Source organism: Allokutzneria oryzae, assembly GCF_042429765.1.
In the GTDB taxonomy this organism is placed as follows: Bacteria; Actinomycetota; Actinomycetes; order Mycobacteriales; family Pseudonocardiaceae; genus Allokutzneria; species Allokutzneria oryzae.
Genome location: NZ_JBHLZU010000036.1, coordinates 40434 through 66573, shown reverse-complemented (window position 1 = coordinate 66573; position 26140 = coordinate 40434). Strand labels below are relative to the sequence as shown.

24 protein-coding genes are annotated in these 26140 nt (G+C 71.7%); 8 read left to right on the top strand and 16 right to left on the bottom strand.

The window, feature by feature from the left end:
- Nucleotides 1-20: 20 nt before the first annotated feature.
- Both ACFFQA_RS36820 and ACFFQA_RS36815 read right to left on the bottom strand, forming a co-directional pair.
- Complete coding sequence (locus ACFFQA_RS36820; protein ID WP_377862435.1) at nucleotides 21-221, bottom strand: hypothetical protein; 201 nt, start codon at nucleotides 219-221, stop codon at nucleotides 21-23.
- A 256-nt stretch (nucleotides 222-477) separates the two neighbouring features.
- Nucleotides 478-1323, bottom strand: a complete 846-nt coding sequence (locus ACFFQA_RS36815) for a M23 family metallopeptidase (protein WP_377862515.1) — start codon at nucleotides 1321-1323, stop codon at nucleotides 478-480.
- A 270-nt stretch (nucleotides 1324-1593) separates the two neighbouring features.
- On the opposite strand from ACFFQA_RS36815, the gene ACFFQA_RS36810 reads away from it, so the two are divergent.
- The 4 genes from ACFFQA_RS36810 (at nucleotide 1594) to ACFFQA_RS36795 (ending at nucleotide 8408) form a co-directional block, all read left to right on the top strand.
- A complete protein-coding gene (locus ACFFQA_RS36810) occupies nucleotides 1594-4494 on the top strand; it encodes an AfsR/SARP family transcriptional regulator (RefSeq protein ID WP_377862434.1) in 2901 nt (966 codons plus the stop codon).
- Between the two features lie 152 nt (nucleotides 4495-4646).
- Nucleotides 4647-6203 carry a glycoside hydrolase family 10-like protein gene (locus ACFFQA_RS36805; protein WP_377862433.1) on the top strand — a complete coding sequence of 519 codons (1557 nt, stop codon included), beginning with the start codon at nucleotides 4647-4649 and terminating at the stop codon, nucleotides 6201-6203.
- Between the two features lie 34 nt (nucleotides 6204-6237).
- A complete protein-coding gene (locus ACFFQA_RS36800) occupies nucleotides 6238-7551 on the top strand; it encodes a C39 family peptidase (protein ID WP_377862432.1) in 1314 nt (437 codons plus the stop codon).
- Nucleotides 7552-7898: 347 nt separating this feature from the next.
- Nucleotides 7899-8408 carry a DUF4240 domain-containing protein gene (locus ACFFQA_RS36795; RefSeq protein ID WP_377862431.1) on the top strand — a complete coding sequence of 170 codons (510 nt, stop codon included), beginning with the start codon at nucleotides 7899-7901 and terminating at the stop codon, nucleotides 8406-8408.
- Nucleotides 8409-8460: 52 nt separating this feature from the next.
- Here ACFFQA_RS36795 and ACFFQA_RS36790 read toward each other — a convergent pair whose 3' ends face one another.
- From ACFFQA_RS36790 to infC, 10 genes are all read right to left on the bottom strand, one after another.
- Nucleotides 8461-9120, bottom strand: coding sequence for a DUF3558 family protein (locus tag ACFFQA_RS36790; protein WP_377862430.1), 660 nt, complete (start codon nucleotides 9118-9120; stop codon nucleotides 8461-8463).
- On the bottom strand, nucleotides 9117-10175 hold the full coding sequence (locus tag ACFFQA_RS36785; protein ID WP_377862429.1) for a hypothetical protein: 1059 nt from the start codon (nucleotides 10173-10175) through the stop codon (nucleotides 9117-9119). Before ACFFQA_RS36785 ends, ACFFQA_RS36790 begins: the two co-directional genes overlap by 4 nt.
- 113 nt (nucleotides 10176-10288) lie before the next feature.
- A complete protein-coding gene (locus ACFFQA_RS36780; RefSeq protein WP_377862428.1) occupies nucleotides 10289-11050 on the bottom strand; it encodes a hypothetical protein in 762 nt (253 codons plus the stop codon).
- Nucleotides 11047-12111, bottom strand: a complete 1065-nt coding sequence (locus ACFFQA_RS36775; RefSeq protein ID WP_377862427.1) for a hypothetical protein — start codon at nucleotides 12109-12111, stop codon at nucleotides 11047-11049. The genes ACFFQA_RS36780 and ACFFQA_RS36775 overlap by 4 nt, the downstream gene beginning before the upstream one ends.
- A gap of 218 nt (nucleotides 12112-12329) precedes the next feature.
- The gene (pheT, locus tag ACFFQA_RS36770) at nucleotides 12330-14828 is read right to left on the bottom strand and encodes a phenylalanine--tRNA ligase subunit beta (RefSeq protein ID WP_377862426.1); all 2499 of its coding nucleotides are present in this window, start codon (nucleotides 14826-14828) and stop codon (nucleotides 12330-12332) included.
- A 4-nt stretch (nucleotides 14829-14832) separates the two neighbouring features.
- Nucleotides 14833-15900, bottom strand: a complete 1068-nt coding sequence (gene pheS, locus ACFFQA_RS36765; protein ID WP_377862425.1) for a phenylalanine--tRNA ligase subunit alpha — start codon at nucleotides 15898-15900, stop codon at nucleotides 14833-14835.
- 117 nt (nucleotides 15901-16017) lie between these two features.
- A complete protein-coding gene (locus ACFFQA_RS36760) occupies nucleotides 16018-16836 on the bottom strand; it encodes a TrmH family RNA methyltransferase (RefSeq protein ID WP_377862424.1) in 819 nt (272 codons plus the stop codon).
- A 26-nt stretch (nucleotides 16837-16862) separates the two neighbouring features.
- Nucleotides 16863-17243, bottom strand: coding sequence for a 50S ribosomal protein L20 (gene rplT, locus ACFFQA_RS36755; RefSeq protein ID WP_377862423.1), 381 nt, complete (start codon nucleotides 17241-17243; stop codon nucleotides 16863-16865).
- 73 nt (nucleotides 17244-17316) lie between these two features.
- Nucleotides 17317-17511, bottom strand: a complete 195-nt coding sequence (rpmI, locus tag ACFFQA_RS36750; protein ID WP_030431923.1) for a 50S ribosomal protein L35 — start codon at nucleotides 17509-17511, stop codon at nucleotides 17317-17319.
- 49 nt (nucleotides 17512-17560) lie between these two features.
- Nucleotides 17561-18139, bottom strand: a complete 579-nt coding sequence (gene infC / locus ACFFQA_RS36745) for a translation initiation factor IF-3 (protein WP_377862514.1) — start codon at nucleotides 18137-18139, stop codon at nucleotides 17561-17563.
- 271 nt (nucleotides 18140-18410) lie between these two features.
- Here infC and ACFFQA_RS36740 point away from each other — a divergent pair, with 271 nt between their 5' ends.
- A complete protein-coding gene (locus tag ACFFQA_RS36740; RefSeq protein ID WP_377862422.1) occupies nucleotides 18411-18755 on the top strand; it encodes a DUF1844 domain-containing protein in 345 nt (114 codons plus the stop codon).
- Nucleotides 18756-18761: 6 nt separating this feature from the next.
- Here ACFFQA_RS36740 and ACFFQA_RS36735 read toward each other — a convergent pair whose 3' ends face one another.
- From ACFFQA_RS36735 to ACFFQA_RS36720, 4 genes are all read right to left on the bottom strand, one after another.
- Complete coding sequence (locus ACFFQA_RS36735) at nucleotides 18762-19373, bottom strand: hypothetical protein (protein ID WP_377862421.1); 612 nt, start codon at nucleotides 19371-19373, stop codon at nucleotides 18762-18764.
- Between the two features lie 124 nt (nucleotides 19374-19497).
- Nucleotides 19498-19881: a RidA family protein gene (locus ACFFQA_RS36730; RefSeq protein WP_377862420.1), complete on the bottom strand. Its 384-nt coding sequence runs from the start codon at nucleotides 19879-19881 to the stop codon at nucleotides 19498-19500.
- The gene (locus tag ACFFQA_RS36725; protein ID WP_377862419.1) at nucleotides 19882-20667 is read right to left on the bottom strand and encodes an IclR family transcriptional regulator; all 786 of its coding nucleotides are present in this window, start codon (nucleotides 20665-20667) and stop codon (nucleotides 19882-19884) included.
- Nucleotides 20664-21617, bottom strand: a complete 954-nt coding sequence (locus ACFFQA_RS36720) for a sugar kinase (protein ID WP_377862513.1) — start codon at nucleotides 21615-21617, stop codon at nucleotides 20664-20666. The genes ACFFQA_RS36725 and ACFFQA_RS36720 overlap by 4 nt, the downstream gene beginning before the upstream one ends.
- Nucleotides 21618-21819: 202 nt before the next feature.
- On the opposite strand from ACFFQA_RS36720, the gene ACFFQA_RS36715 reads away from it, so the two are divergent.
- From ACFFQA_RS36715 to ACFFQA_RS36705, 3 genes are read left to right on the top strand one after another with little or no spacing between them, the layout of a single operon-like run.
- Complete coding sequence (locus ACFFQA_RS36715; RefSeq protein WP_377862418.1) at nucleotides 21820-23109, top strand: amino acid deaminase; 1290 nt, start codon at nucleotides 21820-21822, stop codon at nucleotides 23107-23109.
- The gene (locus ACFFQA_RS36710; RefSeq protein WP_377862417.1) at nucleotides 23109-24710 is read left to right on the top strand and encodes an N-acyl-D-amino-acid deacylase family protein; all 1602 of its coding nucleotides are present in this window, start codon (nucleotides 23109-23111) and stop codon (nucleotides 24708-24710) included. The genes ACFFQA_RS36715 and ACFFQA_RS36710 overlap by 1 nt, the downstream gene beginning before the upstream one ends.
- Nucleotides 24707-26110: a GntP family permease gene (locus tag ACFFQA_RS36705; RefSeq protein ID WP_377862416.1), complete on the top strand. Its 1404-nt coding sequence runs from the start codon at nucleotides 24707-24709 to the stop codon at nucleotides 26108-26110. The genes ACFFQA_RS36710 and ACFFQA_RS36705 overlap by 4 nt, the downstream gene beginning before the upstream one ends.
- The last annotated feature ends 30 nt before the right edge of the window (nucleotides 26111-26140 follow it).

Here is a 26140-nt window from a genome sequence, read left to right as displayed (position 1 = left end):
CCAGGATGCTTGCACAGTGGTCAGACACTGTGCGGCTGAATTGTCGGCGAACCCACCTGGTCTGTTCGTGACTGTTGTCGCCCTCGGGTGCGTGCCTCCGCCAGGTGCTGCCACCAGCTCTCGAAGGTGGTGCTCACCGCGCGCCGCCGGGCGGTGACGAGCCGCTCGCGGCGGTAGTCGATCTCGGCCTGTACGGCGTCGGTGGTCCAGTCGCTGGTCATCGCGTTTTCCTCTTCTCCCTGGTGTCGGGATCGAGGTTCGCGGTAAGGCCGGGGCGATCACATCAGATGATCACGTGAGTTCCCGCCCTGGACCCCTTACTCGGACGCCGTTACTCCGGACGGGCCCCTTACCCGGCCCCCTGAGGCATGCATTTCGTTCGCGTTTTGTCACCTTGTTGCGAAATGAGAGCGCTCCCTTTCGCAATAAGGTGACAAAACGCGATAACCCCGACCACGTCGGACCGAGGCGGCCGGCCTAGCCGCAGTGCTCCAGCGGACTGTCGTAGGTGGCGTTGCCGACCGAGCCGCCCCACCGGACGCACTTGCCCGCTGCGGTCTGCTTCACCGGGCCCGCGTAGTAGGAGAAGTCGCCGGAGTTCGCCTCCCGCTGGCCGCCTTCGACCTCCAGGTACGCCGAGACCGGCGACGCGGTGCCCACCGAGGTGCTCTTCATGGTGACCACGCAGTTGGTGCCGCCGCCGTAGAGCAGGTAGACGGTGCCGCCGGTGCCCGCGGGGGCCTGGTCGATCACGCTGAAGCCGGTGCCGCACGCCGCGTCCGGGCTATACGGGTTTCCACCGGTTCCACCGCAGTTCTTCGAGGTCAGGGTCTGCGTCGGGTAGCCGAAGGTGGTGCCGTTGAACACGGCCTTGCGGATGTTGCCGGGGTAGCCGGTGCCCTGCCGGACCTCGAAGTGCAGGTGGGCGCTGATCGCGTTGCCGGGACGGCTGGTCTTGCCGACGGACCCGATGCGCTGGCCCTGCGCCACGGCCTGCCCCGCCGTGACGGAGCGGACGTTGAGGTGGGCGTAGTAGGTCATCCAGCCGCCGCCGTGGTCGATCGTCACGAGGTTGCCGTAGCCGTTGACCGAACCCTGGTGGGCCGAGGTCACCACGGTGCCCGCCGCTGCCGCGACCACGGTGTCGCCGAGGTCGGCGTCGGGGCTGCTGCCCCGGTTGAGGTCGAGCTCCCAGGCCCGGTGCGCGCTGCTGTTGCTGGAGTTGCCGGTCCAGGTCTGACCGCAGGGGAACGGCAGCTGGAAGTTGGTCGCGGCTTCCGCGGCCGGGGGCGCGCAGACCAGGAGTCCGGCGCAGAGGATCATCGTCGCGACGAGTGCTCGCACGAACCTCACGTCCTTTCAAGCAGGGGAAAGGGCAGGGGGACGACGCGCGCGAAGTGAACTGTCGGACGCTTGTGCCACGCTGGTGTGACCGAGGCCGCTAGGCCAGGTGGTGCATCCTGTGCTCAGCCGAACAGGACAACGGAAAAGCACTGTGGGAAAAGGTTTACGACCAAGCAGCCAGAAGGAGCCGTGACGACGTACAAACCGAGTTACGAACATCGGCAACCGGAGCCTGGGAGCGGTGGGGCCATGGGTACGACCGAGATGAGCTTCCGGGTACTCGGGCCGCTGGAGGTCGCCGCGGGCGGGCGCGTGCTCTCCCTCGGCGGAGCCAAGCCTCGGATGCTGCTGGGCAGCCTGCTGCTCAACCCCAACCGGCTGGTCTCCACCGACCTGTTGGTGGAGGTGCTGTGGCCGCACTCGCCGCCGCGGTCCGCGGTGGCGAACCTGCGCACCTACGTCAGCACGCTGCGGTCCGGGCTGCGCGGGGACGGTGACGGCCACGAGGACCGGATCCGGGCGCTGACCTCCGGCTACAGCCTGCACGTCGAGCCGGAGGAGCTGGACCTGCTGCGCTTCGACCAGCTCGTCGAGCAGGCGCAGCGGGAACGCGCGACCGGGCGGCCGGAGCGGGCGCTGGAGCTGTTGCGGCAGGCGGGGTCGCTGTGGCGCGGGCGGCCGCTGGAGGGCCTGCCCGCCAGCCCGGGGTGGCAGGCGGCGCTGGGCAGGCTGGCCGAGCGCAGGCTGGCCGCGACCGAGGAGCGGCTGGCGATGCAGATCGCCACCGGCGAGTACACCAACGCCATCGCGGAGCTGCACGGGCTGCTCGACGAGCACCCGTTCCGCGAGGAGCTGTGGCGGCAGCTGATGCTGGCGCTGCACGGGTGCGGGCGACGGGCCGAGGCGCTGCACGCCTACACCGTGGTGCGCGGGCGGCTGGCCGACGAGCTCGGCGTGGAGCCGGGCCCGGAGCTGCGGCACGTGCACCGGCTCGTGCTCTCCGGGGAGCGGGCCGAGGAGCCGAGCTCGGTCAGCGTGATCGAACCGAGGCAGGTGTGCCAGCTGCCGCCGGACACCCCGGACTTCACCGGGCGCGCGCCCCAGCTGAGCGAGGTGCTCGGGGTGCTGGCGGAGCCGGGGCGGATGCCGGTCGCGATCGTGGTCGGCGCGCCCGGGATCGGCAAGACCACCCTCGCGACGCACGCCGCGCACAAGGCGCGCACCCGGTTCCCGGACGGCCAGCTGCACGTGGACCTCGGCGGGACCTCGCGCGCTCCGCGTGACCCCGGGACCGTGCTCGCGGAGTTCCTGCGCGCGCTCGGGGTGCCTGGCGCGGCGGTGCCGGAGGGCACGCACGAGCGGGCCGCGCGGTTCCGGTCGATGCTGGCCGACCGCAGGATGCTGGTGGTGCTCGACGACGCGGCGAACGCGGCGCAGGTGCGGCCGCTGCTGCCCGCGACCGCCGGGTGCGCGGTGCTGGTGACCAGCCGCTCGCGCATCGCGGAGCTGCCCGGCGCGCACCAGGTCGAGCTCGGCGTGTTCACCCCGGCGGAGGCGGTCACGCTGCTCGGTTCGATCGCGGGCCAGGAGCGGGTGGCCGGCGACGACGAGTCGGCCGACCGGCTGCTGCGGGCCTGCGGGCACCTGCCGCTGGCGATCCGGATCGCCGGGGCGAAGCTGGCCGGGCGGCAGGGCTGGCCGCTGCGGGTGCTGGCCGACCGGCTCGACGACGAGTCGCGGCGGCTCAACGAGCTGCGGCTCGGCGAGCTCGGAGTGCGGGCCAGCATGGACCTGAGCTACCGCGGTCTGGACCCGCAGGCCGCGCGGGCGATGCGGCTGTTGGGGCTGCTGGAGGGCCCGTCGCAGCCGGGCTGGGTGGTCGGCGCGCTGCTGGGCACCGAGGACTACGACGACGCGCTGGACGCGCTGGTGGACGCGAACCTGCTGCGACTGGCCGGGGTGGACTGCGCGGGACAGCCCCGTTACGCCATGGCCGACCTGCTGCGGGTCTACGCGCGGGAGATGCTGCGCGCCGATCCCGCCGCCGAGCGCGAGGCGGCGGTGGAGCGCGTCGCGGGCGGCTGGCTGACGCTCGCGGAGCGGGCCTGCGCGCACCTGCCGACCAGCATCTTCGCCCCGGCGACCGGGGCAGCGCCCCGGTGGAGCCCGGAGGCGGCCGTGCTGCGGCTGGTGACCGCCGACCCGGTCGGCTGGCTGACCGCGGAGACGCAGGCGCTGGTCGCGGCCGTCGAGCACGGGCCGCGCGGGGCCGCCCAGGAGCTGGCCGCCTGCCTGGTGCCATGGTTCGACCTGCGCAGCCACTTCGACGAGTGGCGCCGCACCCACGAGGCGGCCCTGGCCGGGGCGCTGGAGGACCACGACAGGTGGGGCGAGGCGGTGCTGCTGCGCGGGCTCGGCCAGCTGGCGCTCTACCAGGACCGCTACCCCGAGGCCGTCGAGCAGTTCCAGCGGTCGCGGGGCCTGTTCGACTCGGTCGGCGACGAGCACGGCGCGGCGATCGCGGTGTCCGGGCTCGCCGCCGTCGACCGGGTGCTCGGCCGCACCGAGGAGGCGCGGCGCAACTGCACGGCGGCGCTGCGGATGTTCGTCAACGCCGGGGACCGGCACGGGGAGGCGTACGCGCGCAACGTGCTCGGCGTGATCCACCTCGCCGAGGGCAAGCACGCGGCGGCGCTCGGCGAGTTCTCCTCGGCGCTGCGGCTGTCCAGGGCGTTGGCCGACCGCCACCGGGAGGCGCACGTGCTGCACGAGCTCGGCAGGCTGCACTTCACGCTGGGCCGGACCTCGGCGGCGGTCGCGGAGACCGAGCGCGCGCTGGGCATCTTCGAGGCGATCGGCGACACCCAGGGCGAGGTCTACGCCCGCCAGCAGCTCGGGGACATGCACGCCCAGCTCGGCGACGAGGCCAGGGCGGCGGCGCTGCTGCGGACCGCGCTGGAGGGGCACCGGCGGATCGGCGACCGGCGGGGCGAGGCGAGCACCGCGCAGGCGCTCGGCGAGCTGCACCAGGCGGCGGGCCGGCTCGACCCGGCGCGCACGCACCTGGCGCTGGCCCGGCAGCTGTGGCGGGAGCTGGGCGCGGAGGAGCAGGCGTCCGAGCTGTCCACGACACTGGCGGCCCTGGGCTGACCTCAGGCAACAAGCGGGGCACAAGCGGACTGCGGCAGGGTTGGGCCGGTCGGTCCTCCGGCGTGCGCCAACCGCAGGACAACTGTTTACAAGCCTTTCGCTGATCAAGAAAATCACTGACAATTCCCGCAGTCGGACTCGGAGGGTCCCGCATGGGCTGGCGCCGCACCACGCTGACAGCACTGCTGAACGCGTTCGCACTCGCGGCGACGCTGGCCGTCCCCGCATCCGCCGCCCCGGAGCAGCCGCTCGGCGGGTGCGCCGCACCCCAGGCGCAGCAGGGCCTGCGCGGCCTGTGGCTGGCCAGCGTCGGCAACATCAACTGGCCGAGGCAGCAGGGCCAGCCCGCCGACCAGGTCCGCGCGGAGTACCGCGAGCTGCTCGACGGCGCGACCCAGATCCGGGCCAACGCGGTGTTCGTCCAGGTCCGCCCGACCGCCGACGCGCTCTACCCCTCGCCGTTCGAACCGTGGTCGCACTGGCTCACCGGCGAGCAGGGCAAAGACCCCGGCTGGGACCCGCTGGCCTTCGCGGTCCAGGAGGCGCACGCGCGCAACCTGGAGTTCCACGCGTGGTTCAACCCCTACCGCGTCAGCAAGCAGGCAGACATCACCAAGCTCGCGCCGAACCACCCCGCGCGCCTGCACCCCGACTGGGTGCTCCGCTACGGCGACGGCCTCTACTACGACCCCGGAGTGCCCGAGGTCCGCGAGCTCGTCGAGCAGGTCGTCCTCGACGTGGTGCGCCGCTACGACGTCGACGGCGTGCACTTCGACGACTACTTCTACCCTTATCCCGTTGCGGGACAACAACTCGACGACGAACAGACCTACAAGAGACACGGGGCAGCGACGTTCCCGGTGAAGGCCGACTGGCGGCGGGACAACGTCGACCGGCTGGTGAGCGAGCTCGCCGCGCGGATCAAGGCGGCCAAGCCGTGGGTCGTCTTCGGCGTGAGCCCGTTCGCGGTGTGGCGCAACGGAAAGACCGACCCGACCGGCTCCGACACCAATGCCGGGATCGAGACCTACGACGACCTCTACGCCGACACCAGGAAGTGGGTCAGGCAGCGCTGGATCGACTACGTCGCACCGCAGACCTACTGGAACATCGGGTTCCCCGCGGCCGACTACGCGAAGCTGCTCGACTGGTGGAGCCGCGAGGTGCGCGGCACCGGCGTCTCGCTCTACCTCGGCCAGGCCGCCTACCGCATCGGCACCGGTGTCACTCCACAGTGGATGGACCCGGAGGAGATGCCGCGCCAGCTCCGGCTCTCCTCCGCCGTGCCCGAGGTCGCCGGACACATCTACTTCCAGATCCACAGCGTGCTCGCCAACCCGCTCGGCTTCCGCGACCGGCTGGCGACCGACATCTACCGCACGCCCGCGCTGGTTCCGCCGCGAGCCGCCGTCCCCGGCTGGGGCCAGCCGGTTCTGCCGCCGGTGGTGGAGCGCGCGGACGGCGGCCAGCGGGTGCGGATCCGGCCCGTCGGCTGGCCACTGCCCGAACCCGCCTACTACGCGGTCTACCGGGCGGAGGGTCGCGGCTGCCCGGCCCTGCTCGCCACCGTGCGCCCGGACACCAGCGGCAACGCGGTGTTCCTCGACCGCACAACGCGTCCCGGCACCACCTACACGTACCTGGTGACCGCTGTGGACCGCGGGCACCACCAGGGCCCGGCCGGCAGGACCCGGGCCGTCACCACCTGACCGACGACACCACAAGCGACTCCGGGAGCTCCCGATGCCCAACCACCCGATCCGCTGGCTGCGGCTGGCCCTCGCAGGCCTGACCGGGACCGCGCTGCTGACCTCGATGACGGTGACGCCCGCGAGCGGATCGCCGGAGCCGTACACGCGGCCGGGCAACTCCGCCACCGACTTCCACGAGTGGCGCTCCCCGCACGCGTGGCGCTCCGGCCAGCTGGAGGGAGTCGCACTGCGACCGGGCGGCGGACTGGTCATCCACCGTCCACAGGGGACGATCGACTACACCGACCCGCACACCCAGACCACCAAGAAGTACGAGTACTCGCGGTGGACCTCGCCGAGCTACCGGCAGGGCTTCGCCGCCACGGAGCTGGTCGCGTCGTGGAACGCGACCACCCCGGCGGGCACCTGGCTGCAGGTGGAGATGCGCGGCAAGACCTCGGCGGGCACCGAGACGAAGTGGTACGTCATGGGCCGGTGGGCCTCCGGCGACGGCGACGTGCACCGCACCAGCGTGCCCGGCCAGGCCGACGCGGACGGCAGCGTCGACGTCGACAGCTTCCAGGCGAAGTCCGGCAGGCAGCTGAGCTCCTACCAGCTGCGGGTGACCCTGTACCGGCTGCCCGGCAGCAAGGCCAGCCCGCACGTGCGCATGGTCGGCGCGATGACCTCAGCGGTCCCCGACCGGTTCACCGTCCCCATCAGCCCGGCGGGCGGCGCGTGGGGCGTGGAGCTGCCGGTGCCCAGGTACTCGCAGAACGTCCACCGCGGCAAGTACCCGGAGTACGGCGGCGGCGGCCAGGTCTGGTGCAGCCCGACCTCCTCGACGATGGTGCTGGAGTACTGGGGCCGCAAGCCGTCACGGCAGGACATGGCGTGGATCGAGCCGGGTTACGTCGACCCGGCCGTTGCGCACGCGGCGCGGTTCACCTGGGACTACGACTACAAGGGCGCGGGCAACTGGCCGTTCAACACCGCCTACGCCTCCAGCTACGGCCTGGACGGGCACATCACCCGGCTGTCCTCGCTGCGGGAGCTGGAGCGCTACATCCTCCAGGGCATCCCGGTGATCACCTCGCAGTCGTTCCTGGCGAGCGAGCTCGACGGCGCGGGCTACGGCACCTCGGGCCACATCATGGTGGTGGTCGGCTTCACCAAGGACGGTGACGTGATCGCCAACGACCCGGCCTCGCCGAACAACCAGGCGGTGCGCCACGTCTACAAGCGCGCCCAGTTCGAGACGATCTGGCAGCGCACCAAGCGCCACCTGGCCGACGGCACCGTCGCGGGCGGCCCCGGCGGCATCGCCTACATCATCCGCCCACCCCACTACCCCCTCCCCCACTGATCCCCTCCCACCCCCAAATTTCGCCATTCGCGGGCTTATGGACCTCCCCATCACCCCGGACACGTCCATAAGCCCGCGAATGGCCAGGGTTGTGGCCCCCGGTTCGTGCTCGTAGCGGGGAGTCGGAGCGCGCTGCGACAGTGCTGGCGTGGTCGGGGTTTTCGCGCTTTGTCACCTTGTTGCGCAAGAGAACACCCCGCCATTCGCGGGCTTATGGACCTCCTCGCAACCCCGGGCACGTCCATAAGCCCGCGAATGGCCGAGGTTGGCGCGCGGGTGGCGTGGAGTGTCAGACCTCTTGCGTAGCTTCCGGCGGGCGAGGCACGGACGAGCGTGAGGGTGGAGTGGTGGACGAGAACACGATGTGGCGGCTGGTCGAGGAGGCGGCGGCGGGCGCTTCCGGCGTGGACGAGCAGGCCGAGCGGCTGACCGACCGGCTCGCCACGGTGAGCCCGCGGGAGGTCGTGGAGTTCCAGCGGTTGTACGACGAGCAGGACCAGCGGGCCAACCGATGGGATCTGTGGGCCGCCGCGTACGTGGCGCTCGGCGGGTGCAGCGACGACGGGTTCGACTACTTCCGGTCATGGCTGATCTCGTTGGGGCGCAAGGCTTTCGAGGCCGCACTGGCGGATCCGGACGCGATCGCCGGGCTGGGCTTCGACGACGAGGACTTCGGCGACGGCGAGTCGCTGATCTACGCCGCCGGCAACGCCTACGAGCGGTTGACCGGCCAGCGCGAGATCCCGCTGGTGCCGGTCGGCGACCCGGAACCGGCTGGGGAGCGCTTCGACGGCGACGACTGGGACGGCCTGGTGCGGCGGTTCCCCCGGCTCGCGGCGCGCTTCGACGTGGACTGACGACTCGCACCGCAACGGATGGGGAGTGCCGCGCACGGCACTCCCCATCCGTTCACTGCACGCGGGAGAGGAGCTTCTCCGTGAGCCCCTTCGCGATGTCGCACGCGGTTGCCTTGTCGGAGAAGCGGCCGTTGCGGACCTCCACACCGGCTCCGCCCTTGGCGAGCGGGACGACCACGAAGCAGTACGGCTCCTTGGCCGCGCCGAAGGTGGACTCGCGCATTCCGCCCGCCTTGCCCGCGATGGTGACCGGGACGCTGTTCTTCAACGACTGCGGACCGAACTCCGGCCCCCACACCACGTCCACCACGAACAGGACCTTGCCCTGCGGCGGGGCGTCGCTGTCGGGGTTGAAGGTGATCGTGCCGCTGTTGTCGAACTGGCAGTCCGTCGTGTACGGCAGGGTCGGCTCCACTGCCTCCAGCTTCGGTGGGGTGCCCTTGGGGTTGCGGGTCGCCTCCGGGAAGTCCTCCCACTTCAGGGTGGTGCAGTTGTCGAACGGCGCCCCCGCGGCCTTCCAGTCCTTCACCGGGTACTGGTCACCGAGCTGGATCACCGGCCGCTGCGGCTTCGGCGGCGCGGGCGGTCCTGCGGCCGCACCGCCCCCGGGGCCCGCCTGTCCCGGCGCGGACGCCGAACCCACGATCGTGCTGGTGCACCCGGACAGCAGTGCCGCGCACAGCAGCGTCCCCACCATGGCCGTCTTCCTCACAGCGCCCCCTTGACCACGATCTCGGCGGCCGGTTCCGCCACCTCACAGGTGGGGGCGGTCACGGTGATCACCTGCATCTTCCGCTTGGTCGGCTCGGTCGCGAACCGCTCGGGGATGGTCGTGGGGTCGTACTGCACGTCCACCTGACACGACCGGCTGATGGGGTTCATGGTGACCGCGGCGGGCTTGCCCGCGACGGTGGCCGCGCGGAAGGAGGAGTCCTTCACCGATGTCAGGTACACCGGGTTGGTCGACCAGCCGAAGCTGATCCCGAGCCGGGTGCTCGGCGCCCTGGTCTCCGGCTTGTACTCGGTCAGCGTCATGGTGCAGGAGTACGGCGCGATCACCTCCTGCCTGGGCTGCTCCCCGGGAACCGCGAAGCGCTTGGCGAGCTCGGGCAGCGCGGCGCACGGGTTCTTGGTGCCCAGGACGAGCTCGGGCTTGGTGGCGCCTTCCCCACGGAGTGGGGGAGTGATCCAGTACGGCGCGAGCGGGACCAGGTACTCCTTGGCCAGGGCGCAGGGCGGCTTCGGTGGCTGGCCGGTGCCCGACCAGCTCACGTTGAGGCTGATGGCGAAGCTGTTCCTGCCCTCGGACGTGGGCATCATCCACGTGCAACTGCTCACCGGCCGGCCCCCGATCGGCTCGGACTCCTTGCCGGTGAAGGTCCTGCCGTGCAGTTCGAGCTTCTCGCTGTCGGGGTCCTCGCGCATCAGCTGCGAGGACTCCACCGCGATCCTCCAGCCGTCGACGGAGCTGCTGCTCAGCTCCACCGACATCGAGCACCCGTCGAGGTCCTGCGGCGTGACGTCCCTCGGCACCCCGCCGAAGATCGCCTTCACCGAGCCGGGGTCCAGCAGCGCGCAGGCGTCGATCTGGCGTGCCCGCGCCAGCGCGGGCAACCGCTTCTCGTCCTCGGGGCGGATCGCCACCCCGTCAGTGACCTTCGGAGTGGGCTGCTGTGCCCGCAGCAGTCCCTCCCCGCTGGCCGATCCCGTCGAGACCGCCAGGGTGAGGCAGACCAGCCCCACCACGACGGTTCGGTTCGTTCTCATCGGAGTACTCCATATCCCTTGTGGACTCGACCCGGCGCTCGTGACACCGGGCCCAACGAACACGGCGCGGAAATCCCAGCCGTGGTTGGGATTTCCGCGCCGTCATCGACGAATCACTGCACCCGCGACGCCAGCGTCTCGGCTAGTTTCTTCGCGGTCTCACAGGTGTTCATCGTGTTCTTGAAGCGGCCGTTGCGCAGCTGGAGCCCGGCGGAGCCGTTGCTCAGCTTGATGACCACCGTGCAGAACGGGTCCTTGACGGTGGTCCCGCCGACCTGGGTCTCCTTGAACGCGACCGGTTTGCCCGCGAGCGTCGCCGAGGTTCCGCCTAGCCCCTCGACCGAGAACTCGGTGCCCCACACGACGGTCACCTCGAACATCGGGCTCCAGCCCGGCGGCCGCTGCTCCGTGGTACTCGGCGGCGGGGGCGGGGCGGGGTTGTTGGGGTCCGGCGGCGTCGGCGCCTCGAAGCTGATCTTCTCGTTGCTGCTGAAGCGGCAGGCGGTCTTGTACGGGTCACCCTTGCGGACAACCTGCAGCTCCGGGGGCTTGGGCTGCTTCGGCCTGGCCTCCTGCGGGAAGTCCTCCCACTTCAGCGTCGTGCACGTGTCGAAGGGCGCGCCGACGCTCTTCCAGTCCGGCGGCGGGACCTGGTCGCCGAGCCGGATCTTCGGGCGCTCCGGCCGCGGTCCGCCTGGGGCCTGGATGAGGATGTCACCCGCTGAGGGGGCGGCCCCGGGGCCACCGACGGGCTCGGCGACGCCCTTGACCTCCGGGCTGCAGCCAGCGAGCACGGAGGCGCCCAGCGCCGCGACGGCCAGTGCGGTCGGTACCGATGATCGACCCCACGAGCGGATCTTCGTCGTCTTCCTCATGCCAGCGCCACCTTCGTCACGATCTTGGCCGCTTCCTCGGCGGTCTGGCAGTCGGGGGCGGCCACCTGGACCACCTGCACCCGGTCGACCGCCGGGACCTTCATCGGGTCGTACTGCACCCGCACCATGCAGGCGCCGAGGGCGCGGGCGGTGTGGTCCTCCACCTGCGCCGGCTTGCCCTCGACCTGGATCGGGCGCGTCGACGCGCCACCGCTGAGGCCCTCGGCGGGGTCGATGCCCCACTTGTAGTCGACCGAGATCTGCGGCTTGCTCTTCTTACCCGGGGTGTACCTGGTGCTGAACGACAGGGTGCAGGTGTTGGGGGACGTCCCGCTCACGATCGCCGACGGCTGCTCGCCCTCGACGGTCATGGACTTGAACTTCTCCACCAGGTCCTTGAGCGGGGCGCACGGGTCCTTGCTCGCCAGCGGCAGCTGCGGCTCGGTCTGCGCCTCCGAGCGCAGCGGCGGGTTGGCGAAGAACGGCGCGACCGCGGTCACGTACTCCTTGGCCAGCGCGCAGGGGTCCTTCGGCGGAGTCTCCGTGGACATGCCGCCCCAGGTGACCTGGAGCGAGAGCACCTTCGTCTTGCTGGTCTGCATGTTGTACTCGCAGCCCGGCGTGCTGGAGGAGCTCTTCTTGCCCTGGAGGAACTTCCGCCCCGCCGCCTCGACCACGGCGCCACCGGCGGCCTCGTCGTCCAGGAGGGGAGAGCCGATACGGGTGTAGATCCGCCAGTTGCGCGAGCCGGTGCGGTCCAGGTTCACCTTCAGCAGGCAGCTGTCGAAGTCGCTCGGCTCGATCAGGGAGACCGCGTCGCCGAAGATCCGCGACGCCGACGCCGGGTCGTGCAGCGCGCACGGGTCCCAGGTCCGGTAGATGGCCATCTCGGCCATGTTCCTGAGCGACTCCGGGTCGGCCTTGAGGCTGCCGAGGTCGGTCGTCGCGGGCACTGGCGCCGCGGCGCCGCCGTCCTGCGCCGGAGGCTGCGACGGCGGAGGTGCAGGGTCACCGCTGCACCCGGTCGCCAGCATTGTCAACGCGAGCGTGCCGACAACCACGCGCCGCACGCTTGTTTGGATTGAGGACGAACTCACCAGATCCCCCACAGGTCGTGGATCCACAGTGGACAGACAGCGGTAAGCCGCTGTCACACAGCGGACAGGCCCATGCGATCGTCCCCTCGCGGCTGCCGCCGAGAGCACTCTAGCCCAATGGATGCCGCCAAATGCACGAAACCCCACGTGGCTGGACCACGTGGGGTTCGCGCGGGAGCGGGTCAGGCGCGCAGCGTGGCGCCGGTGCGCTCGGCGGCGAGCGCGACGGCGGCGTCCCGCGCCTCGGTCGCCTCCTCCACCGTGAGGGTGCGGTCCGGGGCGCGGAAGCGCAGCGAGAAGGCCAGCGACCGCTTGCCATCGCCGAGCTGCTCACCGGTGTAGACGTCGAAGAGACGGACGTCTTCGAGCAGGTCACCGCCGCCGGCGACGACCGAGGCGGTGACGTCGGCGACCGGAACGGCCGCGTCCACCACCAGCGCGAGATCCAGCAGCACCGGCGGGTACGGCGAGACCACCGGAGAGGGTCGCTCGTCGGTCAGCGGCAGCGCGTCGAGGTCGAGCTCCATCGCGCAGGTGCGCACGGGCAGCCCGAGCGCCTCCACCACCTTCGGGTGAAGTTCGCCCGCGTGCCCGACGACGGTGTCACCGACCCGCAGCTCGGCGCAGCGGCCCGGGTGCCACGGTGCGAGCTCGCCCGCGGCCACGGTCAGCTCGACCCCGGCGGCGTGCCCGACGGTCCTGGCCGCCTCGACCGCGTCCGACCAGCTCGCCGCGCGGCCCTTGCCCCACCAGCCCGCGCGCTCGCGCTGGCCGGTGAACACCGCGGCCACGTGCAGCGGCTGCTTGGGCAGGGCCGCCAGCAGCGTGGCCAGCTCCGCGTCGGTCGGCCTGCGGTCCACCGGCAGCTCGGGCGCGGGCACCTGCCGCTCGTCCGGCAGCACGACCTGGCCGAGCTGGTAGAGCGCGAGGTCGCGCATGCCCCGGGAGACGTTGCGCTGCACCGCGTCGAACAGGCCGGGCAGCAACGTGCCCGCCAGCTCCGGCCGGTCGGCCTCCAGCGGGTTGAGCAGCGAGACGGTCCTGCGGCGCGGGTCGTCCTCGGCAAGGCCGAAGGCGTCCCAGGTCTGCGGGCTGACGAAGGGCATCGGCAGCACCTCGACGTGCCCGGTCGCGGCGAGCGCGCGGGAGACGGTGCGGCGGCGGCGCTGCGCGGCGGTCAGCCCCCGGCCCGCGGGCGCGGGCGGCAGCACGGACGGGATGGTGTGGTAGCCCTCCAGCCGCAGCACCTCCTCCACCAGGTCGGCGGGCAGGTTGAGGTCGCTGCGCCAGGTCGGCGGCTCGGCCACCACGACCGCGGTGCCGTCCTCGGAGCTGCCGACCTCGATGCGGCAGCCGATCTGGCTCAGCCGCCGCGCGGTCACGCCCCGGCCGTAGTTGACCCCGGCAACCCGGTCCGGCAGCGCCAGCGGGATCGTGACGGCGGCGGGCAGCAGCGGGCGGCCGACGTCGGTGCGGCCGCGCTCGATCTGCGCGTCGCCGTAGCGGACCAGCAGCTGCGCGGCCAGCTCCAGCGCGGCGGGAGGCAGCGCCGGGTCCACCAGGCGCTCGAAGCGGCGGGAGGCCTCGCTGGGCAGCTTGTGCCGCCGCGCCACCCGGGCGATCGAGGCTGGCTCCCAGTTGGCCGCCTCCAGCAGCACGTCGGTGGTGGCGTCGCCGATCTCGGTGGAGGCGCCGCCCATCACGCCCGCGAGCGAGATCGGCCCGGAGTCGTCGCAGATCACCAGGTCGTCCGGGTCCAGCTCCCGCGACGCACCGTCCAGTGTGGACAGCTTCTCGCCCGCGACGGCCCTGCGCACGACCAGCGCGCCCTTGAGGGTGGTGGTGTCGAAGGCGTGCAGCGGGTGCCCGGTCTCCAGCATCACGTAGTTGGTGACGTCCACCGCCAGCGAGATCGGCCGGATCCCGGCCAGCATCAGCCGGCGGCGCATCCACCACGGCGTCGGCGAGGTCGGGTCCAGCCCGGTCACCCTGCGCAGCACGAAGCGGCGGCAGCCATCGAGGTCCTCGACCTGCACCGGGTACACCGCGTCGTCGGCCTCACCGACGTCGATCAGCGCGGGGTCGCGGTAGTCGGCGTCGAAGGCGCACGCCAGCTCGCGGGCCAGGCCGCGGGCGGACAGGCAGTAGCCGCGGTCCGGGGTGACGGCCAGCTCGATCACGGTGTCGGCGAGGCCGAGCACCTCCATGGCGTCGTCGCCCGGCTCGGCGGTGCCCGGCGGCAGCACCAGGATGCCGGAGTGGTCCTCGCCCAGCGCCAGCTCGGCGACCGAGCAGATCATGCCCTGGCTCATCCGGCCGTAGGTCTTGCGCTCGGAGATGGCGAAGCCGCCGGGCAGCACGCAGCCGGGCAGCGCCGCGACGATCGTGTCGCCCTCGCGGAAGTTCCGCGCGCCGCAGATGATCATCTGCGGCCGGGGCGTCTCGCCGTCCTCCTCGACGTTGCCGACGTCGACCTTGCAGTAGCGGATCGGCTTCTTGAACTCGGTGAGCTCCTCGATCTCCATCACGCGGCCGACCACCAGCGGGCCGGTCACGGTGGCGAGCGGGTGGAGCTCCTCGACCTCCAGCCCGACCCGGACGAAGGCCTCGGCGATCTGCTCGGGCGTGGTCCCCTCGGGCAGGGCGACGAGATCGGCCAGCCAGGACACTGGGATACGCACGGGCTTACGCCTCCGTTCCGAAGGGCAGGGTGAACCGGACGTCACCCTCGACCATGTAGCGCATGTCGGGGATTCCGTTGCGGAACTGCAGGGTGCGGTCGACGCCCATGCCGAAGGCGAAGCCGGAGTAGACCTCCGGGTCGACCCCGCTGGCCCGCAGCACGTTCGGGTGGACCATGCCGCAGCCGCCCCACTCGACCCAGCCCGCGCCGCCCTTCTTCTCCGGGAACCAGACGTCGACCTCGGCGCCGGGCTCGACGAACGGGAAGTAGGCGGGACGCAGCCGGGTGCGCGAGTTCTCGCCGAACATCGCGCGGGCGAAGGCGTCCAGGGTGCCCTTGAGGTGGGCCATGGTGATGCCCTTGTCCACCGCGAGGCCCTCGATCTGGTTGAAGGCGGGCAGGTGGGTGGCGTCGGGCTCGTCGGAGCGGTAGGTCCGCCCCGGTGCCACGACGTAGACGGGCAGCTCACGGGTGAGCAGCGCGCGGATCTGCACCGGCGAGGTGTGCGTGCGCAGCACCAGCCCGGAGTCGGCGGGCGCCACGTGGAAGGTGTCCTGCATGGTGCGCGCCGGGTGGTCCTTGACGAAGTTCAGCGCGTCGAAGTTCAGCCACTCGGCCTCGACCTCGGGGCCTTCGGCGACCTCGTAGCCCATCGCCACGAACACGTCGGCGACGTACTCCGACAGCGTGCTGACCGGGTGCCGCGCGCCGGGCTGGACCCGGTCCCACGGCAGGGTCACGTCCACGGCCTCCTCGCGGAGCACCCGCTCGTCGCGCTCGGCCCGCAGCACGGCCAGCCGCTCGTCGTAGGCGGACTGGACGGCGACCCTGGTCTCGTTGACCCGCTTGCCAGCCTCGGACCGCGCCTTGGGCGGCAGCGCGCCGATCTCGCGACGCGCGGTCATCAGCGGCGACCGGTCGCCGAGGTGCGCGGGCTTGACCGCCGCGAGCGCGTCGAGGTCGGTGGCGGCCGCGAAGTCCTTGGCGGCCTGCTCGACGGCTGCGGTCAGGGTCGCCGGTGACAGCGCGGCGACTTCCTTGGGGTCGTAGGGGTCGTTGGCTCCGGACATGGGTGAAGGACGCTCCTGAGGTCCGTGGCGGCCAGATGACGTGCAGAGACCCGCCGACGTGCACGGCGGGTAACAGACCGATCCTAGGCGATCCGCTCAGCCGGGTCTCACTCAGCGCTACGAGCGGACCCGCTGTGCCCGCGCGCTCGCGTACAGGCAGACCGCGGCCGCGGTGGCCAGGTTGAGGCTCTCCGCGCCGCCGTAGATCGGCACGCGCAGTGACTCGTCGGCGGTGTCCAGGACCTCCTGGGGCACACCGTGCGCCTCACTGCCGAAGAGCCAGGCGGTGGGCTCGTCCAAGGTCCCGCGCACGGCGGCGGTGTCCAGATCGTGCTCCGCGTAGCCGTCGGCCGCGACCAGGCGCAGTCCCGCGGCGCGGCACGCGTCGAGCACGGCGGTGAGGTCGCGCTCCCGCGCGATGGGCAGGTGGAACAGGCTGCCGGTGCTGGCGCGCACGCACTTGCCGTTGTGCGGGTCCACGGTGTCCCCGGCGAAGAGCACGGCGTCCGCGCCCGCGGCGTCGGCGACCCGGCTCACGGTGCCCGCGTTGCCGGGGTCGGCGACGCCCACGAGCACGGCGACGAGCTTCGGCCGCCCGGCGAGCGCCTGCTCCACGGAGACGTCGACGGTGTCGCAGACCGCGACAACGCCTTGCGGCGTCACGGTTTCGGAGAGCCCGGCGGCGGCGCGCTCGGTGATCTCGCTGAGCGGCACACCGGCGGCGCGGGCCGCGTCGAGCAGCTCGGGGTTGCGCTCCGCGGCGGGCGCGGTGAAGAACAGCTCGTGCACCGTCCCCCGGCCCTCGGCGGCCCAGCGCAGCGCCTCACGCACGGCTTGGGCGCCCTCGGCGAGGAACCGCCCGGCACGGGTGCGGCCGGCGCGGCGGGCGAGCTGTCTCGCGGCGGCGACCCGCGGCGTGCGTTCGGTGCACACCACGGGTCGCGCGGAGTCGTGCCGGGTGCTCAGGCCGCGGCCTGGTTCTTGTCCGCCGGCAGCGCGGCGCGGGCGGCCTCGACCAGCGCGGTGAACGCGGCCGGGTCGGAGACGGCCAGCTCGGCGAGGATCTTGCGGTCCACGTCGATCTCGGCCAGGCGCAGGCCCTGGATGAACCGGTTGTAGGTCATCCCGTTCTCGCGCACGGCGGCGTTGATGCGGGTGATCCACAGCTTGCGGAAGTCACCCTTGCGGGCACGACGGTCCCGGTAGGCGTACCCGAGCGAGTGGAGCATCTGCTCCTTCGCCTTGCGGTACAGCCGGGAGCGCTGGCCGCGGTAACCGCTGGCGCGCTCCAGGATCGTCCGGCGCTTCTTCTGGGCGTTGACTGCCCGCTTGACGCGTGCCACTGATCAGTCCTGTCGGTCTAGAGCGGGCGGCTTGGCGGCCGCCCGGAATGTGCTTGGGATGCGGAAGGAGCGCTCAGCGGCCGAGCAGGCGCTTGATGCGCGGCACGTCGGCCTTGGCGACCGCCTCGGTGCCCTCGAGGCGCCGGGTCAGCGTGCTCGGCTTCTTCTCCAGGATGTGCCGGCGACCGGCCTGCTCGCGGCGCAGCTTGCCGGAGCCGGTGACCTTGATGCGCTTGCTCGTGCCGCTGTGCGACTTGTTCTTCGGCATTGTGTCCTCAGTCTTGTGCGGTCTCGTGCCACCTGGGTGGCCGTGGTGCTCAGCCCTGCGGCGTGTCGTCGTCGCCCGAGTCGTCGGACGGGAGCGGCCCACGGGGGCGGGGCTTGATGTGCTTGTGGGGCGCCAGCACCATGATCATGTTGCGGCCGTCCTGCTTCGGGTTGGACTCGACGACACCGAGGTCGACGACGTCCTCCGCCAGGCGCTGCAACAACCGGTAACCCAGCTCGGGCCTGGACTGCTCGCGGCCACGGAACATGATCGTGACCTTGACCTTGTGACCGTGTTCGAGGAAGCGAACCACGTTGCGCTTCTTGGTCTCGTAGTCGTGCGAGTCGATCTTCGGCCGGAGCTTCTGCTCCTTGATGACCGTGAGCTGCTGGTTCCGGCGGGACTCGCGGGCCTTCTGCGCGCTCTCGTACTTGAACTTGCCGTAGTCCATGAGCTTGCAGACAGGCGGGCGCGCCTGCGGGGCGACCTCAACGAGGTCGAGATCCGCCTCCTCGGCAAGTCGCAGCGCGTCCTCGATCCGGACGATGCCGACCTGCTCGCCCGCCGGTCCGACAAGACGGACCTCGGGCACCCGGATGCGGTCGTTGATGCGAGTCTCGGAACTGATGTGGCCTCCTAGGTTCGTGTGGTCCCCGTCGCATTCGGGGGCGCTGGAAGCGCCGAACCCAGGAACGAGTTCGGCCCCGTCACGCGAAACGCACGTGCGGGGCCCGCTGTTCCTACCGATCACGCCACAAGTGGCGCACTCCACCCTGGAACCGCGCTGCGGTGGCGGGTGGGACCGGACCCGGCCATCGAGGATGACTCAGGTGGGAGCGGGGCTCCACTTTCCGCCCCCACGTACGCGGGGGCTGGTCGCTCGTGGAAGGGTACCAGGCGTGACTCAGGGACCCCGAATCGAGCCCGACCAGCAGGTGCGTGACCTGGCCGACGTCCCGGCCATCGAGGTGATCAGCCGCTCGGCGGTGCTGCTCATGTCGGCCGCCGCGGAGAAGCTCGGCCTTGCCGAGAACGCCTCCTCGGACCCGGACCTGGACGAGGCCCGCAGGCTGATCACGGCGCTGGCGGGACTGGTCACGGCCTCCGGCGAGTACCTCGGCCCGCACGCGGCCCCGATCAAGGACGGCCTCCAGTCCCTGCAGCGCGCCTTCCGCGAGGCCTCGACGGTGCCGGACGAGCCGGGCAAGGGCCCCGGCGAGAAGTACACCGGCCCGGTCTACTGAGCGGCGCTACCGGCGCATCCGCGCGGGGCGCAGGCCGAGCCGGACGAGCTCCAGCTCGGCCAGCGCGTCCACCGCTCCGGGCTCACCCCTGCGCCACGCCGCGGCGATGTCGGCCGGCCCGGCGAGCCGCTTGAGCGGCAGGTTGGCGATGGCCCGCATGGCCAGCAGCTCCCGCACGTCACCGAAGCGCAGCAGCGTGACCGCGGCGCTGGCCTCGCGGACGAACCGGACCCGCCACGGCAGCCAGGTGGCGAGCAGCAGCACCAACGGCAGCAGCACCACCACGAGCGCGAGCCAGAACGCGGTCTGCTCGATGGCGTCGACCTGCCTGCCGCCCGCGGCGATGAGCTGGTTGCCCGCGTCGACGCCGGGGGTGAAAGCCTTCGCCAGCGACTCCCCGACCAGCGGGATCCGCCCGGCCCACTCGGCGGCCCCGGCGAAGACGCTCCGCAGCACGGAGCCGGACTCGGTGAGCTTGTCACCGGGCATCCGGAGCTTGAGCACGTTGTCGTACAACCGGCTGGCGCCGTACACGGCGAGCACCACGACCACAACGGCCGACACATCGGCGAGCAGCTGACCGACCCGGCGCCCCGCCTGGTCCGCGTAGAGCTTCACCCCGCCAACGTATCGCCCCGCCCCCACCCCACCCCCACAACATCAAATTTCGCCATTCGCGGGCTTATGGACGGGTTCAGCGCTCCGGAAAGGTCCATAAGCCCGCGAATGGCGGGGATCGGGGTCAGGAGAGGACGGCGAGGGCGTCGATCTCGATGAGCAGGCCCTCGGGGAGGCCGACGTAGACGGTGGTGCGGGCCGAGTAGGGCTCGCTGGTCATGAACTCGCCGTAGGCCTCGTTCATCTCCGCGAAGTGGGACACGTCGGTCAGGTACACGCGGAACATCACCACGTCGTCCAGGGTCGCGCCCGCCTCGGCGAGGACGGCCTGCACGTTCTTCATCGTCTGCGCGGTCTGCTCGGCGACGGTCGTGCCGACGATCGCCCCGGTCGCCGGGTCGAACGCGACCTGCCCCGCGACCTGCAGGATGTTGCCCTTGCGGACGCCCTGGGAGAACTTCGCCACCGGGGTGGGCGCGTTCGCGGTGCGGATCTCCTGCTTGGCCATCTAGCCGTCCTTCCTGGTTCGGTGCTGGGTGTTCTCCTGGGCCTCCTGGCGCCACCCGCAGTCCGCCGACGCGGCTCTCGCCGCTCCCAGCAGGTCGGGCAGCAACCCGAGCAGGCCCTCGAAGTCGAGCAGCATCTCCGGCACGGACAGCGACATCGCCGCCAGCACCTCCCCGCGCGGCCCGCGCACGGGTGCTCCGATGCAGTGGATGAAGTCCTCGTGCTCCCTGCGGTCCACGGCGTAGCCGCACTGCCGGACCTGGTCCAGCTCGGCCAGGTAGGCGTCCGCGTCGGTGATGGTGTTCGCGGTGAGCCTGGGGTACGGGATGGAGCGGGCCACCGCGCGGCGTTCGGCCTCCGGCAGCGCGCCGACGAGGATCTTGCCGACGGCCGTGCAGTGCAGCGCCGCCTGCTTGCCGATGCGGGAGTACATCCGCACCTGGTGCCTGCTGTCGTACTTGTCGATGTAGATGACCTCGCCCGCCTCGTAGCTGGCGAGGTGGACCGTGTGCCCGGTGCGCGCGTTGAGCTCGCGCAGGTGCGGTTCCACGGCGCGGCGGACGTCGCGTTCCTCCAGCGCGCGGAAGGACAGGTCGAACAGGGCCGCGCCGAGCCGGTGGTGGCGGGCGCCCTCGCGCTGCACGAAGCGGTGCTTCTCCAAGGTGCGCAGCAGCCGCAGCACGGTGGACTTGTGCACGTCGAGCTTGGCGGCGAGGTCGTCCAGTGTTCGCGGCCCCTCGCCGAGCTCGCGCAGGATCACCAGTGCGCGGTCCAGGCTCTGACTCATCCCAGCCTCACCCCTTCAGTGCTGACACGAGCGCCGCGCCACGCGGGCTCGTCGGCATCGAGCAGGGCCGACACCAGCTCGGCGGGCAGCGGGTCGCCGACATCGTCGTGCGTGAGCAGCGTGCCCGCGGCGCTGAGGTGTCCCGCGCGCAACCGCCTCCCCGCCGCGTGTCCGTCCAAAGTAGACGCCAGGAAACCCGCGGCGAAGGCGTCCCCCGCGCCGACCGGCTCGACGACGTCGACGGCGAGCGCGGGCTCGAACACGCGGCGGTCGCCCTCGATCAGCGTCGCACCGTCCGCCCCCTGCTTCACCACCAGGGTTTCCGGGCCTGGCAGGAGTAAGCGGATCGCGCCGGGGTCGTCGGTCCCCCACAGCACCTCCGCCTCGTCGGAGCCGACGAGCACGATGTCGGCGGCGTCAGCGAGCTCGCGCAGCAGCTCCGGCCCCCTTCCGTTCTCCCACAGCGCGGGCCGCCAGTTGACGTCGAAGGACACCCGGTAGTCGCCGCGCCGGTCGCGCAGCACCGCGCGCAGCAGCTCCAGACAGCTCGGCGACAGCGCGGCGGTGATGCCGCTGACGTGCACCAGGCGGGTGTGGTCGAGGCGGATCCGGTCGAGCAGTTCGGGCCCGAGCGCCGATGCGGCCGAACCGCGCCGGTAGTAGGTGACCGCGCTGCCCGCGGCGTCGGACTCCTTGATGTAGAGCCCGGTCGGCCGGACCGGGTCGATGAGGACGTCCGTGGTGTCCACACCCGCTCCGCGCACCCGCCGCAGCACCGCGCGACCGAGGGAGTCCTGGCCGAGCGCGCTCACCCAGCGGCTGCGGAACCCGTGCCCCGCCAGGTGGCAGGCGACGTTGGACTCGGCGCCCCCGACCGCCCTGATCCAGCTCCGCACCTCGTCGGCCGGCCCCGGCTCACCCGGCACGAACAACGCCATGGATTCGCCGATGCAGACCACATCGCCGTCGACCGCGTCCACCGCGCTCCTCACGTCACCCGATCCTGGCTTTCCCGAGCCCGCCCGGCGGTTCGTTATGCACTCGCGCCCCGGAGCGTCTTGCGTTGACCGCCCAGCCCGGCGAATGCTACACACCCTCGCAGCACATAGCGCAATTACTGTTGCACCACACGCAACGAAGGAGCGGGTGCCCGTGACGTCAGCGACCATCGACCGCGCCGCGATCGAGGCGAGCCGTGCCGAGCGCATCGACTGGCGGTTCAAGGGCCTCCCAGCCGCACTGCACGGCCTGACCCTCGCGGAGGCGGCGGCGCGGCGGCTGGACCTCTTCGAGGACGGCTTCTGGGGGCCGGTGGTGGTGCTCGACGCCCCGGCGATGCGGCACAACCTCGACACCATGTCGGCGTGGTGCGCGGACAACGGGCTCCGGCTCGCCCCGCACGGCAAGACCACCATGGCCCCGCAGCTGTTCGCCGACCAGCTCGACGCGGGCGCGTGGGGCATCACCGCGGCCAACGCCAGCCAGCTGCGGGTCTACCGCGCCTTCGGGGTCGGCCGGGTGCTGCTGGCCAACCAGCTCGTCGACCCCGCAGCGCTGCGCTGGCTCTCGGGCGAGCTGGACCGCGACCCCGGGTTCGAGTTCGTGTGCTGGGCCGACTCCGTGCGCGGAGTGCGGCTGATGACCGAGGCGCTGACCGCCGCTGGCGGCTCCCGCCCGGTGGACGTGCTGGTGGAGCTCGGCGGCGAGAACGGCCGCACCGGCGCGCGCGATCTGGACACTGCGGTAGCGGTCGGCGAGGCCATCGCGGCCAGCCCCGTGCTGCGACTCGCGGGCACCGGCGGCTACGAGGCGGCTGTGGCCCACGGGGACCTGGCAACGAAGACGTCCACTGTGGACGAGTACCTGGCGAGGCTGCGCGAGCTGACGGTGCGACTGGCGGGTCACATCGACGGCCAGGTGATCGTCACGGCGGGCGGCAGCGCGTACTTCGACCAGGTCGCCGCCGCGATCACCGAGCCGTGGCCGGACGGGCTCGACGTGCTGCCGGTCCTGCGCAGCGGCGCGTACCTGACCCACGACGACGGCTACTACCGCCAGTACTCCCCCTTCGGCCGCGAGCACCGCCTCGGCGGCGGCTCCCCGTTCCGCTCAGGTCTTCGGGCGTGGGCGCAGGTGACCTCGCGCCCCGAGCCCCGGCTGGCGCTGCTGACGGTCGGCAAGCGCGACGTGTCCTTCGACGAGGGCTTCCCCGAGCCGCAGCTCCTGCGCTCCGGCACGTCGACGACCGCGTTGGCGGGCTGCGAGATCAGTGCGCTCAACGACCAGCACGCGTTCCTCCGTCTCGCCAGCGACAACCAGGTCGAGGTCGGCGACTGGGTCGGGCTGGGGCTGTCCCACCCGTGCACCGTCTTCGACAAGTGGCAGCTGCTGCCCGTCGTCGAGGGCACCACGGTCGTCGACTACGTGCGGACGTGGTTCTGATGCTCGTCTTCCGCGGCGCGACCGTCGCCGACGGGACCGGCGGCGAGCTCTACCGCGCCGACGTCGCGGTGTCTGATGGGCGGATCGCGGAGATCTCGCGCTCGGAGCGGCTGACCGGGACGCGGGTGATCGACGCGGACGGCCTGGTGCTCGCGCCGGGCTTCATCGACATGCACTCGCACTCCGACCTCCAGGTCCTCGCGGAGCCCTCGCACGAGGCGAAGGTCTGCCAGGGCGTGACCCTCGAAGTGCTCGGCCAGGACGGGCTCTCCTACGCACCGGCCGACGACGCCGTGCTGGCGCAGCTCCGACAGCAGCTCGCGGGGTGGAACGACGACCCGGCGGGGTTCGACTGGAACTGGCGCAGCGTCGCGGAGTACCTCGACCGGCTCGACGGCGGCATCGCGGTGAACGCGGCGTACCTGGTGCCACAGGGAACGGTGCGGATGATGTGCGTGGGCTGGGAAGACCGGTCCCCCACACCGTCCGAAATGGACGCAATGAAAGAACTGGTCGCACGTTCACTGCGCGAGGGCGCGGTCGGCATGTCCTCCGGGTTGACCTACACCCCCGGCATGTACGCCGACACGGTGGAGCTGGTGGAGCTGTGCCGGGTCGTCGCGGAGCACGGCGGCTACTACAGCCCGCACCACCGCAGCTACGGCGCGGGCGCACTTGAGGCCTACGCGGAGATGGTCGCGGTGTCACGCCACTCCGGCTGCCCACTGCACCTGGCGCACGCGACGATGAACTTCCCGGTCAACAAGGGCAGAGCGGGCGAGCTATTGTCCATTGTGGACAACGCGGTGGCCGGCGGCTGCGACATCAGCCTCGACACCTACCCGTACCTGCCCGGCGCCACGTACCTGTCGGCGTTGCTGCCGAGCTGGGTCTCCGAAGGCGGACCCGACGCGGCACTGGCCAGAATGTCCGATGTGGACACGCGCGAGCGGATCAGGGTGGAGCTGGAGGAGACCGGCTCCGACGGCTGCCACGGCGTCCCGGTGGACTGGACGACCATCGAGATCAACGGGACCCGCCGCGCGGAGAACGCCCACCTGGTCGGCCGCAGCGTCGCCGAGTCGGCGCTGGCGGCCGGGCTCGCGCCGAGCGAGCTGTACTTCGACACACTGATCTCCGAGCGGATGGGCACCTCGTGCCTGATGCACGTGGGCCACGAGGAGAACGTGCGGGCGATCATGCGGCACCCGGCGCACACGGTGGGCAGCGACGGCCTGCTCGTCGGCGAACGCCCGCATCCGAGGGCGTGGGGCACCTTCCCCCGCTACCTCGCCCACTACGTGCGCGAGCTCGGCGTGCTCAGCCTCGCCGAGTGCGTCGCGCACATGACCGGCAACGCGGCGCGCAGGTTGCGCCTGTCGGAGCGGGGCCTGGTCCGCGAGGGCCACCGCGCCGACCTCGTGCTGTTCGACCCGGAGACGGTCGCCGACACCGCCACCTTCGAGCAGCCACGCAGCCGCCCCACCGGCATCCCGTACGTCTTCGTCAACGGGGTCGCGGTGGTGGACGACGGCGTGCGGACCTCGGCACTGCCCGGCCGGGCGGTGCGCAACTGCGTCAAGTCTGGAGTCGTGGCGTGACTGGGTTCCTCAACTGGTTGCAGCACTCCACGGGCGGGTTGCTGACCCTGTCCGGGGTGGGCATCGCCGTCCTGCTGCTGATGATCATCAAGTTCAGGGTCGAGCCGTTCATCGCGCTGCTGATCGCGGGCCTGCTGGTGGCGCTCGGCGCGGGCCTGTCGATCGAGGCGATCGTCGGCTCGGCGCAGAGCGGCAAGAACTCGCTGCTGGAGAGCGGCTTCGGCGGTGTGCTCGGCCACGTGGCCGCGATCATCGGCCTGGGCACGCTGCTCGGGTCGATCCTGGAGGCCTCCGGCGGCGCCGAGGTGCTGACGCGCAGGCTGCTCGGCCTGTTCGGGGAGAACCGCGCGCCGCTGGCGATGGGCCTGTCCGGCCTGATCTTCGGCATCCCGGTGTTCTTCGACATCGGCATCTTCGTGCTCGCCCCGCTGGTCTACGTCGCGGCGCGGCGCAGCGGTCGCTCGATCCTGCTGTACTGCCTGCCGCTGCTGGGCGGCCTGTCGGTGATGCACGCGTTCCTGCCACCGCACCCCGGCCCCGTCGCGCTGGCGGGCCTGCTCAAGGTCGACCTCGGCTGGTTGATCATCATGGGGCTCGCGTGCGCGATCCCGGCGTGGCTCGTCGGCGGCGTGCTCTTCCCGTCGTGGATCGGCAAGCGCATCGACATCCCGGTGGCCGAGGAGTTCGTCGAGGCGGCGAAGGCCGCGGCGGAGAAGAACAAGGGCCGCGAGGAGCCCTCGCTCGGCCTGGTCAGCTTCATCATCGGCCTGCCGCTGGTGCTGATCCTGCTGGCCACCTTCGGCAGCATCATGCTGCCCAAGGGCACGCTGCTGTCGGTGTTCACCTTCTTCGGCAACCCCGCGGTGGCGCTGACCATCGCGGTGCTGCTGGCGTTCTGGCTGCTGGGCACCCGCCGCGGCATGACGGCCAAGGACATCGGCGAACTGTCCGGCGCGGCACTGCGCCCGGTCGGCATGCTGCTGCTGGTGATCGGCGCGGGCGGCTTCTTCGGCGCGGTGCTCTCGGCGACCGGCGTCGGCAAGGCGCTCGCGGGCACGCTGGCCTCGGCGGGCCTGCCGCTGATCGCGCTGTCCTACGTGATCGCCTGCGGCCTGCGCATCGCCCAGGGCTCGGCGACGGTGGCGATCGTGACCACGGCGGGCATCGTCGGGCCGCAGGTGGTCGAGGCGGGCCTGACCCAGCCTCAGCTGGCCCTGATCGGCGCGGCCATCGCGGCGGGCTCGATCATCGCCTCGCACGTCAACGACGGCGGTTTCTGGATCGTCTCGCGCTACTTCGGCATCTCCACGAAGGACACGCTCAAGACGTGGACGGTGCAGGAGACGATCCTGTCGGTCGTCGGCTTCGCGGTCGCGGCACTGCTGATGGCGGTCATCTAGGACAGATCCTGGCACCTGTCGGTCCTACTG

Coding starts and splice junctions, on each gene's coding strand:
- ACFFQA_RS36710 (WP_377862417.1), top strand. CDS start 23,109: ATGCTCGTCTTCCGCGGCGCGACCGTCGCCGACGGGACCGGCGGCGAG.
- ACFFQA_RS36785 (WP_377862429.1), bottom strand. CDS start 10,175: ATGAGAACGAACCGAACCGTCGTGGTGGGGCTGGTCTGCCTCACCCTG.
- ACFFQA_RS36820 (WP_377862435.1), bottom strand. CDS start 221: ATGACCAGCGACTGGACCACCGACGCCGTACAGGCCGAGATCGACTAC.
- rpmI (WP_030431923.1), bottom strand. CDS start 17,511: ATGCCGAAGAACAAGTCGCACAGCGGCACGAGCAAGCGCATCAAGGTC.
- ACFFQA_RS36810 (WP_377862434.1), top strand. CDS start 1,594: ATGGGTACGACCGAGATGAGCTTCCGGGTACTCGGGCCGCTGGAGGTC.
- ACFFQA_RS36805 (WP_377862433.1), top strand. CDS start 4,647: ATGGGCTGGCGCCGCACCACGCTGACAGCACTGCTGAACGCGTTCGCA.
- ACFFQA_RS36800 (WP_377862432.1), top strand. CDS start 6,238: ATGCCCAACCACCCGATCCGCTGGCTGCGGCTGGCCCTCGCAGGCCTG.
- ACFFQA_RS36815 (WP_377862515.1), bottom strand. CDS start 1,323: ATGATCCTCTGCGCCGGACTCCTGGTCTGCGCGCCCCCGGCCGCGGAA.
- ACFFQA_RS36730 (WP_377862420.1), bottom strand. CDS start 19,881: ATGGCCAAGCAGGAGATCCGCACCGCGAACGCGCCCACCCCGGTGGCG.
- ACFFQA_RS36725 (WP_377862419.1), bottom strand. CDS start 20,667: ATGAGTCAGAGCCTGGACCGCGCACTGGTGATCCTGCGCGAGCTCGGC.
- ACFFQA_RS36780 (WP_377862428.1), bottom strand. CDS start 11,050: ATGAGGAAGACGACGAAGATCCGCTCGTGGGGTCGATCATCGGTACCG.
- pheS (WP_377862425.1), bottom strand. CDS start 15,900: ATGTCCGGAGCCAACGACCCCTACGACCCCAAGGAAGTCGCCGCGCTG.